Origin of the sequence: Aeromonas sp. QDB03 (assembly GCF_027707985.1) — a bacterium.
GTDB classification, from domain to species: Bacteria; Pseudomonadota; Gammaproteobacteria; order Enterobacterales; family Aeromonadaceae; genus Aeromonas; species Aeromonas hydrophila.
This window is the reverse complement of sequence record NZ_JAPCJG010000002.1, coordinates 349,047-365,721: the sequence shown is the minus strand read 5'-3', so window position 1 is coordinate 365,721 and position 16,675 is coordinate 349,047. Positions and strand designations below refer to the sequence as shown.

Here is a 16,675-nt window from a genome sequence, read left to right as displayed (position 1 = left end):
GTTACTGAAATTCAAAAATAACGGAGAGTCCCTATGGCAGGTCACAGTAAATGGGCCAACATCAAACACCGCAAGGCGGCGCAAGACGCCAAGCGCGGCAAGATCTTCACCAAGCTGATCCGCGAAATCACCACCTCCGCGCGTCTGGGTGATGCCGATCCTGCCAACAACCCGCGCCTGCGTGCGGCGGTGGCGGCTGCCCTGACCGGCAACATGACCCGCGACACCATCAACCGTGCCATCCAGCGTGGCGCCGGCGGTGGCGATGGCGAGCAGCTCGAGACCATCGTGTACGAAGGTTACGGCCCGGCCGGCTCTGCCGTCATGGTGGAGTGCCTGACCGACAACCGCAACCGTACCGTTGCCGAAGTGCGTCACGCCTTCAGCAAGTGCGGTGGCAACCTGGGCACCGATGGCTCTGTTGCCTATCTGTTCAGCAAGAAAGGGCTGCTGACCTTCGTGGGCGTCGATGAAGATGCTCTGATGGATGCCGCGCTGGAAGCCGGTGCCGACGACGTGGTGACCGAAGAGGATGGCTCCATCGAGGTGTATACCACCCCGAACGATTTCGGCACCGTGCTCGATGGTCTGGAAGCCGCCGGCTTCAAGCCCCAAAGCGCAGAAGTGACCATGATCCCGTCCACCGAAGCCGAGCTGGATGCCGAGACCGCGCCCAAGCTGATGCGCCTCATCGACATGCTGGAAGATCTGGACGACGTGCAGGAGGTGTACCACAACGGCTCCATCTCCGACGAAGTCGCCGCGACCCTGTAACCCGGTTCGTGAACACTCAGGTGGCGACGCTCTGCTCGCCCCCGCTAAAACGGCAGCCTCGGCTGCCGTTTTTCTTGTGATGACCTTACGCCTGAAGGCCGTGCCGGCCATGGCATTGCCCGCCTTAATTTTCCCTTAAGTTTGGCTTTTTAAGCTGCCTGCCGTGTCCGGGCCTCGCTGCCCCTTGCCGCCATCACCTCGGGAGGAGGGATCGGCAAGCGAGACTGCAACAAGAGGTGCCCTGTGTGGCCCCCTGTCCTGCCTGGTTTGTCGGAGTATCGTTATGCGCATCACCCTGGGTGTGATGAAGGTGAATCTGTTGCTGGTGCTGTTGTTTGCACTGGTATTCAACTGGCCCATTTTCCTGCACTTTTACACCATTCTCACCAAGCTGGAACACGTCAAGACGGGCTTCGCCCTCTCGATCCCCTTCGTGCTGCTGGCCGCGCTCAACGCGGTGTTCCTGCCCTTTACCTTCCGTTATCTGCTCAAGCCCTTCTTCGTGCTGCTGATCCTGATGGGATCCGTGGTCAGCTACGCCATGCTCAAGTACGGCGTCATCTTCGACGTGAGCATGGTGCAGAACATAGTCGAGACCAACACGGGGGAGGCGACTTCCTACTTCAATGCCTCCATCCTGCTCTGGTTCGTGCTGACCGGCCTGTTGCCGGCGCTGGCCCTGCTGTGGGTGAAGATAGAGTATCCCCGTCCCTGGTATAAGGGGCTGGGCCTGCGGCTTGGCTCCATCTCTCTGTCACTGCTGTTTCTGGTGGGGGTGGCGGCGCTCTATTACCAGGATTACGCCTCGGTCGGGCGCAACAACAAGTCCCTCGGCAAGGAGATAGTGCCCGCCAACTATGTGCACGGCCTCTATCGCTATGCCACCGACATCCTGTTTGCCACCCCGATCCCGTATCAGCCGTTGGGCACGGATGCCAGGGTGGTGGGGCAGGGCGGCAAGCCTACCCTGATGTTTCTGGTGGTGGGGGAGACGGCGCGCAGCCAGAACTACTCCCTCAACGGTTACGGCAAGGCCACCAACAGCTTCACGGCGAGGGAATCGGGCATGGTCTCGTTTCGCAACGTGCGCTCCTGCGGCACCGCCACCGCAGTCTCGGTGCCCTGCATGTTCTCCAACCTGACGCGGCGCGGCTATGACGACACCCTGGCCCAGTCCCGCGACGGCATGCTGGATGTGTTGCAGCACGCTGGGGTCTCCGTACTGTGGAAGGAGAACGATGGCGGCTGCAAGGGAGTATGCAAGAACGTGCCCACCATCGAGATCGAGGCCAAGGATTTTCCCCAGTATTGCCGGGGAGGCTCCTGCTACGACGAGGTGATGCTGGAGGGGCTGGATCGGCAGATCGCGCAGATGAAGGGCAACAAGCTGGTGGCCTTCCACCTGATGGGCAGCCACGGTCCGACCTACTATCGCCGCTATCCCGCCAGTGAGCGGACCTTCGTGCCGGACTGCCCGCGCAGCGATATCGAAAACTGCACCAATAAAGAGCTGGTCAACACTTATGACAACACCATCCGTTACACCGACAAGGTGGTGGCCCGTCTCATCGACAAGCTCAAGACGCTGGAGCAGGATTACAACGTGGGGCTGGTCTATCTGTCGGATCACGGCGAATCCCTCGGGGCCATGGGGCTCTACCTGCACGGCACGCCCTACAAGTTCGCCCCGGACGATCAGACCCGGGTGCCGCTGATGACCTGGTTCTCTCCCCAGTTGCAGGCCGATCGCAAGTTGGATCTGGATTGTCTGCAGCAGGAGGCGGCCAGCAAGCGCTTTTCCCACGACAACCTGTTCCACTCCATGCTCGGCATCATGGATGTGCAGACCCAGGTGTATGACGGTGCGCTGGATCTGTTCAAGCCTTGTCGGGCTGGGTGAACCGGCGAAAGTGACCAATAAAAAACGGCAGCCACTGGCTGCCGTTTTTTATATCGCAAGGCCGGGCCTTACTTCTGCTCCATGATGATCTGCAGCAGATCCCCTTCCAGCAGGGCCCGCTTCACCAGCGCGAAACCGCCGACGGTGGGCTGATTCTGGAAGCGTGCCTTCACGATGGGCAGGCCGCGATGAAAGCTTGGCAGCGACTGGTGCTCCACGCAGCGGCGGATGGCCGGGAACAGGATCTCTTCGGCGGCGGTGATTTCGCCCGCGATCAGCACCTTCTGCGGGTTGAACAGGTTGACCGTGATGGCCACCGCCCGTCCCAGATGCTCACCCACGTTCTCGATCACGCTGCGGGCCAGCTCGTCACCGGCCATGGCCGCCTTGCACACCTCCTGGATGGTGATGTGCTTCTCCTGCAGCGAGCTCAGGTGGCCGCGGCTGATGAGCTCCTTCACCTTGTCGACAATGGCCTCGTTGGAGGCGATGGTCTCCAGGCAGCCGAAGTTGCCGCAGTGGCAGCGCTTGCCGAGCGGTTCGACCTGGATGTGGCCGATCTCGCCGACGTTGCGGTTCTGGCCGAGAAACACCTTGCCCTTGGTGATGATGCCCGAGCCCGCCCCCTGGTGCACGCTCACCAGGATGGAATCCATGCAGTCGCGGGACTCGCCGAAGAAGTGTTCGGCCAGTGCCAGCGAGCGGGTGTCGTTGCCCACGTAGCAGGGCAGGTTGAAGTGGTTTTCCAACAGCTTGGCCAGCGCCAGATTGCGGATCTGGTACTTGGGGGTGTAGATGACCATGCCCGATTCCGGATTGACCAGACCCGGCATGGTCAGCGCGATGCTGATGAGGTTGCGGCTGCGATCCTGCTGGGAGTCGATGAAGGCACCGATCTCCCGCAGCAGCATGTCGACCACAGGTTGTTGCTCGATCTCGGTCACCTGGGTGATGTGCTGATCGAGCTCCTTGCCGTCGAGGTCATACAGGGCGAGCTGCAGGTAGCCGCGGCCGAGCTTGGCGGACACAAACTGGAAGCGATGCTTGATGGTGGTCAGGGAGATGGCGCGCCGGCCGCCGGTGGAGGCTTGTGGCGAGGTCTCCTTGATCAGGCCATGCTCGATCAGTTGCCGGGTTATCTTGGTCACGCTGGCCGGGGCCAGCTGACTCAACTCGGCAATTTTGACCCGCGAGATGGGCCCCTGCAGGTCGATGAGCCGATACACGGCTGCACTGTTGACCTGCTTGATAAGATCTACGTTTGCTATTTGTCCGCCAGTCATAGTGTCACTGTGTTGTGTAGTGTCCGTTAACCACGGTCCCGCAGACCGTGAAGGCCTGATCAAAGACAGTCAGGTTGGCTATTTTTCCTACCTGGATACTACCGAGACGTGAGTCCCATCCAATGGCGCGAGCAGGGTAAAGGGTGGCCATTCTCAGTGCTTCATCGAGCGGTAATCCGACCTGTTTGACCAGATTCTCCACCCCCTCAATCATGGTGAGGGCAGAGCCGCCGAGTGTACCATTCTCGTCGACGCACTGACCATCGCGGAAATAGACGGTTGCACCACAAAAATCAAACTTCTCAAAGCCTTCCGGTGCCCCTGCCGGTGCGGTCGCGTCGGTGACCAGCACCAGCCGCTCTCCCAGCATCTTGTGCGCGAGGCGCACGTTGGCCCAGTGCACGTGATGACCGTCGACGATGACGCCAGCGTAGACATCCTTGCGATCGTAGATGGCACCGACCACGCCAGGCTCGCGGCCGTTCACGGTCGGAGTCATGGCGTTGTAGAGGTGGGTGGCAAAGCGGATGCCGTTGTCGAACCCGGCCATCGCCTGGTCATAGTTGGCGGCGGTATGGCCCGCGGAAACCAGAATACCGGCCTCCACCAGCCGGTGGATGTGCTCCGGCTTGTTGCGCTCCGGCGCCAGGGTGATCTTGGCGATGGCATCCGCGTTGGCGCAGAAGAAATCGATCATCTCGTCGGCGGGCTGGCGGATCTGCTCGGCCGGGTGGATCCCCTTGCGCTTGAGGTTGGTGTAGGGCCCTTCCAGATGGACGCCCAGAACCTCGTTGGGGTGCTCAGCCATGTAGTCGCGGGTGACGGCGACGGCCTGCTTCATGTCCGCATCCGGACTGGTGATCAGGGTCGGCAGGAAGCTGGTGGTACCGGATTTCAGGTTGGCGGCCTGCATGGTCGCCAGGGTCTGGGTGGTGATGTGGCCGTTGAACATGACGCCGCCACAGCCGTTGAGCTGGACGTCGATGAAACCGGCGCTCAGGTTGGCACCCTTGAGATCAATGCGTTCGATGCCGGCCGGCAGTTCGGCCAGGCGGGAGATGGCGACAATCTTGTCGCCCTCGATGACCACCCCGTAACCGGTCAGCACGCAGCTGCCGGTGTAGAGGGTGCAGTTGGTCAATGCGTACATGGTGACTCCTTACAGACGGCCGATGTTGGCGGCTTCGAGCTGCTGGAAGTAACGCACCGTCTTGACCTTGAGCTCCATGGTGGAGGGCTCGTCACACACCATCATTCCCTTCGGATGCAGCTGCAGGGTGGAGATGGTCCACATGTGGTTGACGCTGCCTTCCACCGCGGCCTGCAGGGCCTGGGCCTTGCCGTGACCGGTCACCAGGATCATGATCTCTTCCGCATCCATCAGGGTGCCGACACCTACGGTCAGCGCCAGCTTGGGCACCTGCTCCATGTCGCCGCCAAAGAAGCGGGAGTTGGCGATGCGGGTGTCTTCGGTCAGGGTCTTGACCCGGGTGCGGGAGGAGAGGGAGGAGGCCGGTTCGTTGAACGCGATGTGGCCGTCGTTGCCGACACCGCCCATGAACAGGTGGATCTTGCCGTAGGACTTGATTTTGTCTTCATAGCGCTTGCACTCGGCCACCAGATCCGGCGCGTTGCCGTTGAGGATGTTGATGTTCTCGGGGCGAATGTCGATGTGGCTGAAGAAGTTGTTGTGCATGAAGCTGTGGTAGCTCTCCGGGTGATCTTCCGGCAGGCCGACGTACTCGTCCATGTTGAAGGTGACCACGTTCTGGAAGCTCACTTCACCGGCTTTATGCAGTTCAATCAGGCGCTTGTAAGTGTTGAGCGGGGTGCCGCCAGTGGGCAGGCCCAGTACGAAGGGGCGCTCGGCAGTGGGTTTGAACCCATTGATACGGTCAACGATGTAACGGGCAGACCACAGGCCCACTTGGCTGGCAGATTTCAACGGGATCAGGCGCATTGTAGATACCTCTGTACGGGTTGCTGCCGGGATGTCGGCGGCAAATAGACTGGGACGGATTCAAGTTGTTTTATAGCGTAAATAAAGATTGCGAACTAAGCCACATCTATCCGCCACCTTTATCTCGTTTGGGTGATAATGATCACGATTATAGGTTTATTAATTTGCGCAGCGAAATAAAAGCCCTAGACTGCCAATCAAGCCTTGATGGCTTATGCGTCAAACGTGATAAGCACTTAATTTCTAGAAAAACATTAACTAAGGAGAGGAACCGTGAACATTCTCGGTTATTTGCAAAAGATCGGCCGTGCCCTGATGGTGCCGGTAGCGGTATTGCCTGCCGCCGCGATCCTGATGGGGGTTGGCTACTGGATTGACCCGAATGGTTGGGGTGGTGACAGCGCGCTGGCCGCCTTCCTGATCAAGGCGGGTTCAGCACTGATCGACAACATGTCCACGCTGTTTGCGGTCGGTGTTGCCTATGGTATGTCCAAAGACAAAGACGGTTCTGCCGCGCTGGCCGGTCTGGTCGGTTTCCTGGTGGTGACCACTCTGCTGAGCCCTGGTTCTGTGGCGATGATTAAAGGCATCCCTGTAGAGCAGGTTCCGGCAGCCTTTGCCAAGATCAACAACCAGTTCGTCGGTATCCTGTGTGGTGTCATCGCCGCCGAGCTCTACAACCGCTTCAGCAGCGTAGAACTGCACAAGGCGCTGGCTTTCTTCTCCGGCCGCCGTCTGGTGCCGATCGTAACCTCCGTGGTGATGATCGTCGTCTCCTTCATCCTGATGGCCGTTTGGCCGGTCATTTACGGTGGTCTGGTGAGCTTTGGTGAATCCATCGTCAGCCTGGGCTCCACCGGCGCCGGTATCTACGCCTTCTTCAACCGCCTGCTGATCCCGATTGGTCTGCACCACGCCCTGAACTCCGTGTTCTGGTTCAACGTGGCCGGTATCAACGACATCCCGAACTTCCTGGGTGGTCAGGCTACCATCGATGCCGCTCTGGCTGCAGGCAAGAGCCTGGATCAGGTGAAAGGCGTGGTAGGCATGTACCAAGCTGGCTTCTTCCCGATCATGATGTTTGGTCTGCCGGGCGCCGCACTGGCCATCTACCACTCCGCCAAGAAAGAGAACAAGGACAAAGTTGCATCCATCATGATCGCAGCCGCCTTTGCCTCCTTCTTCACCGGGGTGACCGAGCCGCTCGAGTTCTCCTTCATGTTCGTGGCACCGGTGCTGTACGTCATTCACGCTTTCCTGACCGGTGTTTCCGTGTTCATCGCAGCCTCCATGCACTGGATGGCCGGCTTTGGCTTCAGTGCCGGTCTGGTGGATATGGTGCTCTCCAGCCGCAACCCGCTGGCGACCAACTGGTACATGCTGATCCCGCAAGGTCTGGTGTTCTTCGGTCTCTACTACGTGGTATTCCGCGCTGTCATTGCCAAACTGGGTCTGAAAACTCCGGGTCGTGAAGATGATGAAGCTGCTGCTCCGGCTGCTGCCCAGACCACCGACCGTACCGAACTGGCACGCCAGTATCTGGAAGTGTTGGGCGGTCAAGAGAACCTGGTGACCATCGATGCCTGCATCACCCGTCTGCGTCTGACCCTGAAAGACCGCAGCATCGTTGACGAGCGCAAGCTCAAAGCCCTGGGCGCGGCCGGTGTGGTCAAGCTCGGTGAGCAGAACCTGCAGGTGATTCTGGGCCCATTGGCCGAAATCATCGCCGGTGAGATGAAGGCCCTGCGTTAATCGGGCGCCAAGCTCGCCTCAAGTCTAAGTCCATTGTTGACATAACTAAGGGCCCCGCCTCGGGGCCCCATATAAAAAAAGCCAAGAAAATCCAACCTTTACTTCAAATGAGAGCAGCAGTTATGAACTTGAAACATTCTCTGTTAGCCATTGCCATGTCTACCGTTTTCGTCAGCCAGGTACAGGCAGCCGATGCCGCCAAGCAAGCCGTGGTCGACGCCCTCGCCAGCAACCTCGTCGTCAAGTACGAAGTCGTCACCAACGACGGTGCCGGCGCCGGCCTCGACTGCCAGGCGCTGGGCTCCGAGTGGGCGAGCTGTGGCGTTGCCAAGCTGCACCTGACCAATACCGGTGCTGACGTCACCTCCAAAGACTGGAGCATCTATGTATCCTCCATCCGCCGCATCCAGCGGGTGGACAACGATCAGTTCACCATTACCCACCTGACCGGCGACCTTTATCGTTTGACGCCGACCGAGAAGTTCCAGGGCTTTGCCAAGGATGCCACGGTCGAAGTGCCGCTGGTGGTGGAGTACTGGGTACTGTTCGAATCTGACATCATGCCGAACTGGTATGTCGCCAGCGAAGGGGCCGAGCCGAAAGTGCTGGCCAGCATGAGCAACATCGACGATGCCACCACCTACGAGAAGCCGATGCCGGCCGACGGCTGGAAGCGCACCAAGGATGACAACAACATCCTGATGAACAGCGAAACCCGTTTCGCCGCCAACCAGACCAGCACCTTGCTGCCGGCTGGCAAGGTCGACAACCAGATCCTGCCGACCCCGATGAAGCAGGTTGTCAAGGCCGGCCCGCAGGTCGACTTCTCCACCATCAAGCTCAATGCCCTGGACCTGCCGAGCGATCGCGCCGAAGCCCTGAAGGCTCAACTGACCAAGCTGGGTGTTACCCTCTCCGACACCGGCTACCCAGTGACCATCAAGCTTGGCAGCAAGCTCAAGCAGGCCGAAGGCTACGACATGACCATCGGCCAGAAAGGCACTGTGGTGCAGGGGCATGACATCGAAGGCGCCTTCTGGGGGGCCCAGTCCCTGATCTCCCTCCTGGGGGTCAACGACAAGCTGGTCAGCCAGATGCATGTCGAAGATGCGCCGCGCTTTGAATACCGTGGCATGCAGACCGACGTGGCCCGTCACTTCAGAAGCCCAGAAACCCTGAAGAAGCTGGTTGACCAGATGTCCGCCATGAAGCTCAACGTGCTGCACCTGGGGCTGACCAACGATGAAGGCTGGCGTCTGGAGATCCCGGGCCTGCCGGAGCTGACCGACGTTGGCAGCCAGCGTTGCCACGACGAGTCCGAAACCAAGTGCCTGATGCCGCAGCTGGGCTCCGGCCCGACCAGCGACAACCAGGGTTCCGGTTTCTACAGCAAGGCCGACTACATCGACCTGGTTCGCTATGCCAAGGCCCGCGGCGTGACCGTGATCCCCGAGATCAACATGCCGGCGCACGCCCGCGCTGCCGTGGTCTCCATGGAAGCGCGTTACAAGCGCCTGATGGCTGAAGGTAAAGAGACCGAAGCCAACCAGTTCCGTCTGACCGACCCGGCCGATACCTCCAACGTCACCTCGGTGCAGTTCTACGACAAGATGTCCTTCATCAACCCCTGCCAGCCGGGCGCCGCCACCTTCGTGGCCAAGGTGATGGATGAAGTGGCCCAGATGCACCAGGCCGCCGGCCAGCCGCTGACCGCCTGGCACTACGGTGGTGATGAGGCGAAGAACATCATGCAGGGCGGTGGTTACCAGGATCCGGCCGTCACCAAGAAAGAAGAGCTGGTGGCCTGGAAGGGCAACGTCGACTCCAGCAAGCAGGACAAGCCGTTCGGCAAGTCCCCGATGTGCCAGAAGATGATCGACGATGGCAAGATCAAGGATGTGGCCGAGCTGCCGGTGTACTTTGCCAAGGAAGTGAGCGAAATGGTCAAGGGCCACGGCTTCTCCACCCTGCAGGCGTGGGAAGATGGTCTGAAGTACGCCAAGGATGCCAGCGTATTCGCCACCGACAAGACCCGGGTCAACTTCTGGGAAACCCTCTACTGGGGTGGCTTCAACGAAGCGATGAAGTGGGCGCACAAGGGCTATGACGTGGTGCTCTCCAACCCGGATTACCTCTACTTCGACTTCCCGAACGAGGTACACCCGGCCGAGCGCGGCTACTACTGGGCCACCCGTTTCAACGACACCCGCAAGGTGTTCGCCTTCGCCCCGGAAAACCTGCCGCAGAACGCCGAGACCTCGGTTGACCGCGACGGTAATGCCTTCGTGGCCAAGGGTGACCAGGATCCGGTCAAGTTCAAGGGGATCTCCGGTCAGCAGTGGAGTGAAACCGTGCGTACCGACGCGCAATACGAGTACATGGTCTACCCGCGCATCTTCTCCATGGCCGAGCGTGCCTGGCACAAGGGCGGCTTCGAGCTGGACTACGTGAAGAACCGCGAGTTCTCCGGTACCACCAAGTTCGTCAACAAGGCCACCCTGAACAAGGAGTGGAACCAGTTCGCCAACGTACTGGGTCAGCGCGTGCTGCCGAAACTGGAGCAGGCCGGGGTGGAATATCGCCTCTCCGTACCGGGCGCCAAGGTGGTGAACGGTGTGCTGGAAGCGAACGTGGATCTGCCGGGTCTGCCCATCCAGTACAGCCTGGATGGCAAGAGCTGGAGCGCCTACGACGCTGCCGCCAAGCCGACCGTGGATGGCAAGGTCTACCTGCGTACCACCAGCTTCGATGGCAAGCGCACCAGCCGCGTCACCGAGCTGAACTGATAGTCCTCAATCCATAACGCAAGGTGGGTCGCAAGACCCGCCTTTCCCAAGGGCGATGGCCATCGGGCTTGGGAAAGGTTGACTGTGCGTGTGAGCCTTTGTTGTGTGTGTATTGTCTGTTTTTGTTTTTCATCACCTTGAACCCCGCCTCGCGCGGGGTCTTTTTTTCGCCAGTCAGTCAAACCGGCCACCAGTGCAGGGCGTTTTGCTGCGCCAGTACCCCGAAACGGGCAAATTCAGGTTGAGACAGGGCGCGTAATGAGGGATCATATCCGGCTTGACGGCGGGGGGATGAGGGTGCCAGCCGGCACAACTTCCGCCAGTGACGCATTTTTGAGGTGAGCCATGAGTCAGGCGAACAGCCCAACTAACTTTATTCGTCAGATCATTGATGAAGATCTGGCCAGCGGTAAGCACAGCAGCGTGCATACCCGTTTTCCGCCCGAGCCGAACGGTTATCTCCATATCGGTCACGCCAAGTCCATCTGCCTGAACTTCGGCATCGCCCGCGACTACCAGGGCCAGTGCAACCTGCGCTTTGACGACACCAACCCGGTGAAGGAAGATATCGAGTACGTTGAGTCCATCAAGCAGGACGTACAGTGGCTCGGCTTCCAGTGGAACGGCGAGATCTGCTACTCCTCCGACTATTTCGACAAGCTGCACGGCTATGCCATCGAGCTCATCGAGAAGGGCCTGGCCTACGTGGACGAACTCTCTGCCGAGCAGATGCGCGAATACCGTGGCACCTTGACTGCGCCGGGCAAGAACAGCCCGTTCCGCGATCGTTCGGTGGCCGAGAACCTGGCACTGTTCGAGAAGATGAAGAACGGCGAGTTTGCCGAAGGCGCCGCCTGCCTGCGTGCCAAGATCGACATGGCATCCCCCTTCATGGTGATGCGCGATCCCGTCATCTATCGCATCAAGTTTGCCCACCATCATCAGACCGGTGACAAGTGGTGCATCTACCCGATGTATGACTTCACTCACTGCATCTCGGACGCCCTGGAAGGGATCACCCACTCCATCTGTACGCTGGAGTTCCAGGACAACCGTCGTCTGTACGACTGGGTGCTGGACAATATCACCATCGATTGCCACCCCCGTCAGTACGAGTTTTCCCGGCTGAACCTCGAATACACCGTCATGTCCAAGCGCAAGCTGAACCTGCTGGTGACCGAGAAGCACGTGGACGGTTGGGACGATCCGCGCATGCTGACCGTCTCCGGTCTGCGCCGTCGCGGCTATACCCCGGCCTCCATCCGCGAGTTCTGCAAGCGCATCGGCGTGACCAAGCAGGACAACATCGTCGAGATGAGCATGCTGGAAGCCTGCATCCGCGAAGATCTCAACGAGAATGCCCCGCGCGCCATGGCTGTGCTGCACCCGGTCAAGGTGGTCATCGAGAACCTGGCCGCCGACGAAGTGCTGACTGCCCCGGCTCACCCGAACAACGCCGAGATGGGCTCCCGTACGCTTCCCTTCACCCGCGAGATCTTCATCGACGAAGCGGACTTCAAAGAAGAAGCCAACAAGCAGTTCAAGCGACTGGTGCTGGGTAAGGAAGTGCGCCTGCGCAATGCCTACGTCATTAAGGCCGAGCGGGTCGAGAAAGATGCCGATGGCAAGGTCACCTGCATCTACTGCTCTTACGATCCCGAGACCCTGGGCAAGGATCCGGCGGACGGTCGCAAGGTGAAGGGGGTGATCCACTGGGTCAGCGCCACTCACTCCCTGCCGGCCGAAGTGCGCCTCTACGACCGTCTGTTCAAGGTGCCGAATCCGGGCGCCGAAGAGGACTTCGAAGCGGCCCTGAACCCGGACTCCCTGGTGATCATCGAGGGCGCCCGCGTCGAGGCCTCCCTGAAGAACGCCAAGCCGGAGCAGGCTTACCAGTTCGAGCGTGAAGGTTACTTCTGCGCCGACAACAAGCTCTCCAGCCCGGAGCATCTGGTGTTCAACCGCACCGTGGCCCTGCGCGACGTGTGGGGCAAGGCCGAGGCCTGATAACAGCAGAGGGCAGGGGAGACCCTGCCCTTTCTTGATCTGGGAACCTGTTTAGAGAGGTTGTCAGCAAGGTGAAGAGCAGTACAGGAACCGGACCGTATGGATCGTATAGAGATACGTGAGGGGTTTGAGCAGCAGATGAGCCTTGAATCACGACCTCGGAGCAAGATCGTAAATGGGTTCTAAATGACGGACACAAAAAAGCCAGCGTGATGCTGGCTTTTTATTGCCTCTGTGTCGGGCGGGTCAATCTTCGTGCTTGCACTCGCCGGCGGCGCAGTGGCCGTACAGATAGAGGCTGTGATTGGTCAGCCGGATGTTGTGCTGCTGGGCGATATCACGCTGGCGCTGTTCGATCACCTCGTCGGAAAACTCGATCACCTTGCCGCAGTCGAGGCAGACCAGGTGGTCGTGGTGTTCCTGGGTGGCCAGTTCGAACACCGACTTGCCCCCTTCGAAGTGGTGACGGGTAACAATACCGGCATCATCAAACTGGTTGAGAACGCGATATACGGTAGCGAGACCAATCTCTTCACCCTGGTCGATCAGTCGTTTGTACAGATCTTCCGCACTGGTGTGCTGGCAGTCCGGCTGTTGCAGGATTTCCAGGATTTTGACACGGGGCAAGGTGATCTTGAGCCCGGCCTTTTTTAACGCTTGGTTGTTGTCTGCCATATTCTATTTATTCGCATTCTCGAAGGTGTGGTTATTCTGATTGACTGCCGCTGGAATGGCAACCACGAACTCGCTTGGCCTGTCATTATAGGTCGTAGCTCACCTAAAAATAAACCCAGTAATTCAAGGGCTTTAGCGCAGATAGCGCCATCCGGCGGAATTGGCCGGATTCTCGTGACGGCTTGCTCGTTTGGTGAATGTTGATAAAATGTAACCTTCTTCACTGTCTGGTCGGATGAGATCCATGGATTGGCTTTTTGACAATGCGGCCTGGGTGCGCCGCGCCCTCAACGCCTGGCCCCCCTTCTGGGGCGCCGGCATCAAGATAGAGACATTGAGCGATGATTTTCGCTTCTGCCGGGTTACTCTCAAGTCCCGCTGGTGGAACAAGAACGCCAACCGCACCCAGTTTGGTGGCAGCATGTTTGCGATGACCGATCCCATCTATCCGCTGATGCTGATGGGCTATTTCAAGAACCGCTATTACGTCTGGGACAAGGCGGGCAGCATCAACTACATCAAGCCGGGCAAGGGCAAGCTGGTGGCCGAATTCAATCTGACCGACGGCAAGCTGGCCGCCATCGTGGCGGCGACCGACGGGGGAGACAAGCACTTCCCCGAGTTCGAGGTGACGGTGCAGGATCAGAGCGGCGAGCTGGTGGCCCAGGTCAAGCGCACCCTCTATGTGCGGGCCAAACCGGAGCACCGAAGTGGCGAGAGAGCATGAGCCAGAAAACAACAAGGGCCCCGTGGGGCCCTTGTTGTCAGAGAGGCTGGCGAGCCTGGATCACTCCAGCTCGGCCAGGCACATCTCTTCGTGCAGCTGCTTGCACCAGCCCTTGACGCGCTCGGCGGTCAGCTCCGGCTGGCGATCTTCGTCGATGCCCAGACCCACGAAGTGCTTGTCGTCCACCAGTGCCTTAGAGGCTTCGAATTCGTAGCCGGCGGTTGGCCAGTTGCCGATGACGATGGCGCCTTTGGCTTCGACGATGTCACGCAGGGTGCCCATGGCGTCGAGGAAGTACTCGGCATAGTCTTCCTGATCGCCGCATCCGAAGATGGCGACCAGCTTGTTGGTGAAGTCGATCTCTTCCAGCTCGGGGAAGAAGTCGTCCCAGTCGGCCTGGGCTTCGCCATAGTACCAAGTCGGGATACCGAACATCAGCAGATCGAAGCTGTCGATGTCGGCCTTGCTGCTCTTGGCAATGTCACGGACTTCAATCAGTTGTTTGCCCAGTTCTTTCTGGATCATCTTGGCGACAGCTTCGGTATTACCGGTATCGCTGCCGAAAAACAGACCTACACTAGCCATAGTGTTTAGTTACCCGTATCTGGTGTTAATGCTTAACGGTCAGATTGTGATGCCTGCAGCATGTGCAGACTCAATCTGTTGCTTCAGGATAGATTGGATCAGCTCGGCTCGGCTGACGTTCTGTTGTAACGCAAGTTGGTTCAGGCGTTCCAGCAACTCGGCCTCCACCTTTAACTCTACCCGCTTCAAACCGTTCTCCCGATCGCGCTTGAGCTGGTTGCGCTTGTTGATCTTGAGCTGGGTCTCGCGGGGGAGTGGGTTGGTCTTTGGCCTGCCGGGGCGCTTCTCATTTGCGAACAGATCCAGTGTTGTTCGATCAGTTTGCTGTTTGGCCATACATCACAGATGAAAATAAGTTAGCCGATGCCTGAGCCTTCCCAGCCCAGTTCGATCAGCCCCTTGGCGACAAAACCTGCACAACCCAGGAAGAGTACCAACCAGACGATGAGTCGGCCAAAACGGGGCACGTTGCCGCGTTTGAGCACGTCCTGAATGGCCAGGCCAATCAATACGAAAATGGCCACAAAGAATAACTTCAGGCCCAGACTCTCAATCAGGTCGATATGTTCACTTAGCATGGATTGCGCACACTCCTTATGACGGGCGCACTATATCACAAAGGATTTGAAACTGTTAACCGCCTGTCGACAGGAAATCCACAACCAGTTTGTTGAATAAAACCGGCTTTTCTGCGTGTAGCCAGTGACCGGTACCGGCGATGCCCCGGGCCTTGGCGGCGGGGAATTGCGCCATCACAGTCTCGGTATGCTCGGGTTGCATGTAGTCGGAATCCCCCCCCTTGATGAAGAGCGCAGGGCCCTCGAAACGGCTCTGTGCATCGGGCCAGCCCATGATGTTGGCGTAGTTGCGCTCAAGGGCCGGGACGTTGAAACGCCAGCCCCAGCCGTGCCCGGTTTTGGCAAACGACTTGAGCAGGAACTGGCGTACGCCGGCGATCTCGATGTGCTGCGCCAGGATGGCTTCCGCCTCGCTACGGCTTTGCGGAGCGAGTTCGAGGGTGGCGTTGAGGCCGGCGAACACATTCTGGTGGCGGGCGTGAGGGTAGGCGACCGGCGCGATATCGGCCACCACCAGCTTGGCAACGCGCGTTGGCGCGAGCTTGGCCAACTGCATGCCCACCTTGCCCCCCATGGAGTGACCCACGATGGCCACCTGCTCAAGCCCGAGCCGATCCAGCAGGGCGAGCAGATCGGCGGCCTGGGCCGGGTAGCTCATCTCGTCGGAGTGAAAGGAGGCGCCGTGGTTGCGCAGATCGACGCTGATGACCCGGTATTGTTCGCTCAGCGGGCGCGCCAGCAGGCCGAGGTTGTCGAGGCTGCCAAACAGCCCGTGGATCAGCATGACGGGCTGGCCCTGGCCCTGCTCCTTGAAGTTCAATAATGGGTTTTGTTGCAAAATGACACCTTGTCGGTCGTGAGTGCGTTGCACGTTGTGATTTAACACACTGGAAAGAAAAGGATTTCACTCATTGCGGAGCAAAAAAGTGTGGTTTTTTTTCTAAAAAAAGTCTGCCAGATCGGCTATCAGTGCGACGGATCACACACTTGGCCCGCTATTATGCCGTATTCTCGATGAGATTCATGCACATCTGTCCGCCCCTTGCTTGGGCTGCCGGGTTTGCCTATGTATAATCGCCGCATCCGAATTTCGACGAGTCCAGCGCATCCCTATGAAAACCATCGAGCTTGATGACGATCTCTACTTCTATATCGCCAGCCAGACCCGGCACATCGGCGAGAGTGCCTCCGATATCCTGCGCCGCCTGCTGGAACAGCCCGCCAACCAGACAGCCCCGGTATCCGAGCCGGTGACGACGGCCCAGCCGCACGCTGTGGCCGATGCCATGGGGCTGGAGGCGCTGCTCGACTCCGGCGAGCTGCAAAAAGAAGAGAAGTCCATCAACCGCTTCATGCAGGTGCTCAGTACCCTCTACCGGGATGACCCGGTCGGGTTTACCCAGGCTACCGAAATCAAGGGGCGCAAGCGCGTCTATTTCTCGCGGGATCCCGATGCCCTGCGCGCCAGCGGCAGCACCACCAAGCCAAAGCCGGTGCCACAAACCCCGTTCTGGGTGATCACCAATACCAACACCAGTCGCAAGCAGAACATGGTGGCCCAGCTGATGACCAGCATGGGATATGGCGATGAGGTGATCGCCCGGGTGTGCGGCGCAATTTAACGCTTCATCAGACTCAGGCCTTGCCG

Annotated in this window: 15 protein-coding genes; 7 read left to right on the top strand and 8 right to left on the bottom strand. The window is 59.2% G+C overall.

From position 1 onward, the window contains the following. The first annotated feature begins 33 nt into the window (after positions 1-33). Together PG900_RS06405 and PG900_RS06400 are read left to right on the top strand one after the other, a co-directional pair. Positions 34-774 (top strand): YebC/PmpR family DNA-binding transcriptional regulator, encoded by a 741-nt coding sequence (locus tag PG900_RS06405; RefSeq protein WP_011705419.1) that lies wholly within the window; start codon positions 34-36, stop codon positions 772-774. Between the two features lie 283 nt (positions 775-1,057). Then, complete coding sequence (locus PG900_RS06400; RefSeq protein ID WP_270831106.1) at positions 1,058-2,674, top strand: phosphoethanolamine transferase; 1,617 nt, start codon at positions 1,058-1,060, stop codon at positions 2,672-2,674. Positions 2,675-2,742: 68 nt separating this feature from the next. Here PG900_RS06400 and nagC read toward each other — a convergent pair whose 3' ends face one another. From nagC to nagB, 3 genes are read right to left on the bottom strand one after another with little or no spacing between them, the layout of a single operon-like run. Then, positions 2,743-3,957 (bottom strand): DNA-binding transcriptional regulator NagC, encoded by a 1,215-nt coding sequence (gene nagC, locus PG900_RS06395; RefSeq protein WP_016350209.1) that lies wholly within the window; start codon positions 3,955-3,957, stop codon positions 2,743-2,745. 4 nt (positions 3,958-3,961) lie between these two features. Further along, positions 3,962-5,107, bottom strand: coding sequence for an N-acetylglucosamine-6-phosphate deacetylase (gene nagA, locus PG900_RS06390; protein WP_270831105.1), 1,146 nt, complete (start codon positions 5,105-5,107; stop codon positions 3,962-3,964). A 9-nt stretch (positions 5,108-5,116) separates the two neighbouring features. Then, positions 5,117-5,917 (bottom strand): glucosamine-6-phosphate deaminase, encoded by an 801-nt coding sequence (gene nagB / locus PG900_RS06385; RefSeq protein WP_011705423.1) that lies wholly within the window; start codon positions 5,915-5,917, stop codon positions 5,117-5,119. A 273-nt stretch (positions 5,918-6,190) separates the two neighbouring features. Here nagB and nagE point away from each other — a divergent pair, with 273 nt between their 5' ends. From nagE to glnS, 3 genes are all read left to right on the top strand, one after another. Then, on the top strand, positions 6,191-7,669 hold the full coding sequence (gene nagE / locus PG900_RS06380) for an N-acetylglucosamine-specific PTS transporter subunit IIBC (protein WP_016350212.1): 1,479 nt from the start codon (positions 6,191-6,193) through the stop codon (positions 7,667-7,669). Between the two features lie 122 nt (positions 7,670-7,791). Next, on the top strand, positions 7,792-10,455 hold the full coding sequence (locus PG900_RS06375) for a beta-N-acetylhexosaminidase (RefSeq protein ID WP_270831104.1): 2,664 nt from the start codon (positions 7,792-7,794) through the stop codon (positions 10,453-10,455). Between the two features lie 345 nt (positions 10,456-10,800). After that, complete coding sequence (gene glnS / locus PG900_RS06370; RefSeq protein WP_270831103.1) at positions 10,801-12,462, top strand: glutamine--tRNA ligase; 1,662 nt, start codon at positions 10,801-10,803, stop codon at positions 12,460-12,462. 246 nt (positions 12,463-12,708) lie between these two features. On the opposite strand, the gene fur is transcribed toward glnS, so the two are convergent. Beyond that, positions 12,709-13,137 carry a ferric iron uptake transcriptional regulator gene (fur, locus tag PG900_RS06365; RefSeq protein WP_011705427.1) on the bottom strand — a complete coding sequence of 143 codons (429 nt, stop codon included), beginning with the start codon at positions 13,135-13,137 and terminating at the stop codon, positions 12,709-12,711. 244 nt (positions 13,138-13,381) lie between these two features. Here fur and PG900_RS06360 point away from each other — a divergent pair, with 244 nt between their 5' ends. Beyond that, positions 13,382-13,864, top strand: coding sequence for a DUF4442 domain-containing protein (locus PG900_RS06360; RefSeq protein ID WP_016350215.1), 483 nt, complete (start codon positions 13,382-13,384; stop codon positions 13,862-13,864). Positions 13,865-13,924: 60 nt separating this feature from the next. Here the strand turns inward: PG900_RS06360 and fldA are convergent, their stop codons facing one another. The 4 genes from fldA to PG900_RS06340 are packed head-to-tail and all read right to left on the bottom strand — an operon-like array spanning position 13,925 to position 15,847. Continuing rightward, complete coding sequence (gene fldA / locus PG900_RS06355) at positions 13,925-14,449, bottom strand: flavodoxin FldA (protein WP_011705429.1); 525 nt, start codon at positions 14,447-14,449, stop codon at positions 13,925-13,927. A 39-nt stretch (positions 14,450-14,488) separates the two neighbouring features. Further along, entirely contained in the window at positions 14,489-14,785 is a 297-nt protein-coding gene (gene ybfE, locus PG900_RS06350; RefSeq protein ID WP_011705430.1) for a LexA regulated protein, read from the bottom strand. A gap of 20 nt (positions 14,786-14,805) precedes the next feature. Beyond that, positions 14,806-15,027, bottom strand: a complete 222-nt coding sequence (locus PG900_RS06345; protein WP_011705431.1) for a DUF2788 domain-containing protein — start codon at positions 15,025-15,027, stop codon at positions 14,806-14,808. A gap of 55 nt (positions 15,028-15,082) precedes the next feature. Continuing rightward, positions 15,083-15,847 carry an alpha/beta fold hydrolase gene (locus PG900_RS06340; protein WP_270831316.1) on the bottom strand — a complete coding sequence of 255 codons (765 nt, stop codon included), beginning with the start codon at positions 15,845-15,847 and terminating at the stop codon, positions 15,083-15,085. Between the two features lie 292 nt (positions 15,848-16,139). On the opposite strand from PG900_RS06340, the gene seqA reads away from it, so the two are divergent. Further along, complete coding sequence (seqA, locus tag PG900_RS06335) at positions 16,140-16,649, top strand: replication initiation negative regulator SeqA (protein ID WP_270831102.1); 510 nt, start codon at positions 16,140-16,142, stop codon at positions 16,647-16,649. Positions 16,650-16,675: the final 26 nt, after the last annotated feature.

Coding starts and splice junctions, on each gene's coding strand:
- fldA (WP_011705429.1), bottom strand. CDS start 14,449: ATGGCTAGTGTAGGTCTGTTTTTCGGCAGCGATACCGGTAATACCGAA.
- nagC (WP_016350209.1), bottom strand. CDS start 3,957: ATGACTGGCGGACAAATAGCAAACGTAGATCTTATCAAGCAGGTCAAC.
- seqA (WP_270831102.1), top strand. CDS start 16,140: ATGAAAACCATCGAGCTTGATGACGATCTCTACTTCTATATCGCCAGC.
- PG900_RS06405 (WP_011705419.1), top strand. CDS start 34: ATGGCAGGTCACAGTAAATGGGCCAACATCAAACACCGCAAGGCGGCG.
- ybfE (WP_011705430.1), bottom strand. CDS start 14,785: ATGGCCAAACAGCAAACTGATCGAACAACACTGGATCTGTTCGCAAAT.
- fur (WP_011705427.1), bottom strand. CDS start 13,137: ATGGCAGACAACAACCAAGCGTTAAAAAAGGCCGGGCTCAAGATCACC.
- PG900_RS06345 (WP_011705431.1), bottom strand. CDS start 15,027: ATGCTAAGTGAACATATCGACCTGATTGAGAGTCTGGGCCTGAAGTTA.
- PG900_RS06360 (WP_016350215.1), top strand. CDS start 13,382: ATGGATTGGCTTTTTGACAATGCGGCCTGGGTGCGCCGCGCCCTCAAC.
- glnS (WP_270831103.1), top strand. CDS start 10,801: ATGAGTCAGGCGAACAGCCCAACTAACTTTATTCGTCAGATCATTGAT.
- nagA (WP_270831105.1), bottom strand. CDS start 5,107: ATGTACGCATTGACCAACTGCACCCTCTACACCGGCAGCTGCGTGCTG.
- nagB (WP_011705423.1), bottom strand. CDS start 5,917: ATGCGCCTGATCCCGTTGAAATCTGCCAGCCAAGTGGGCCTGTGGTCT.
- PG900_RS06400 (WP_270831106.1), top strand. CDS start 1,058: ATGCGCATCACCCTGGGTGTGATGAAGGTGAATCTGTTGCTGGTGCTG.
- PG900_RS06375 (WP_270831104.1), top strand. CDS start 7,792: ATGAACTTGAAACATTCTCTGTTAGCCATTGCCATGTCTACCGTTTTC.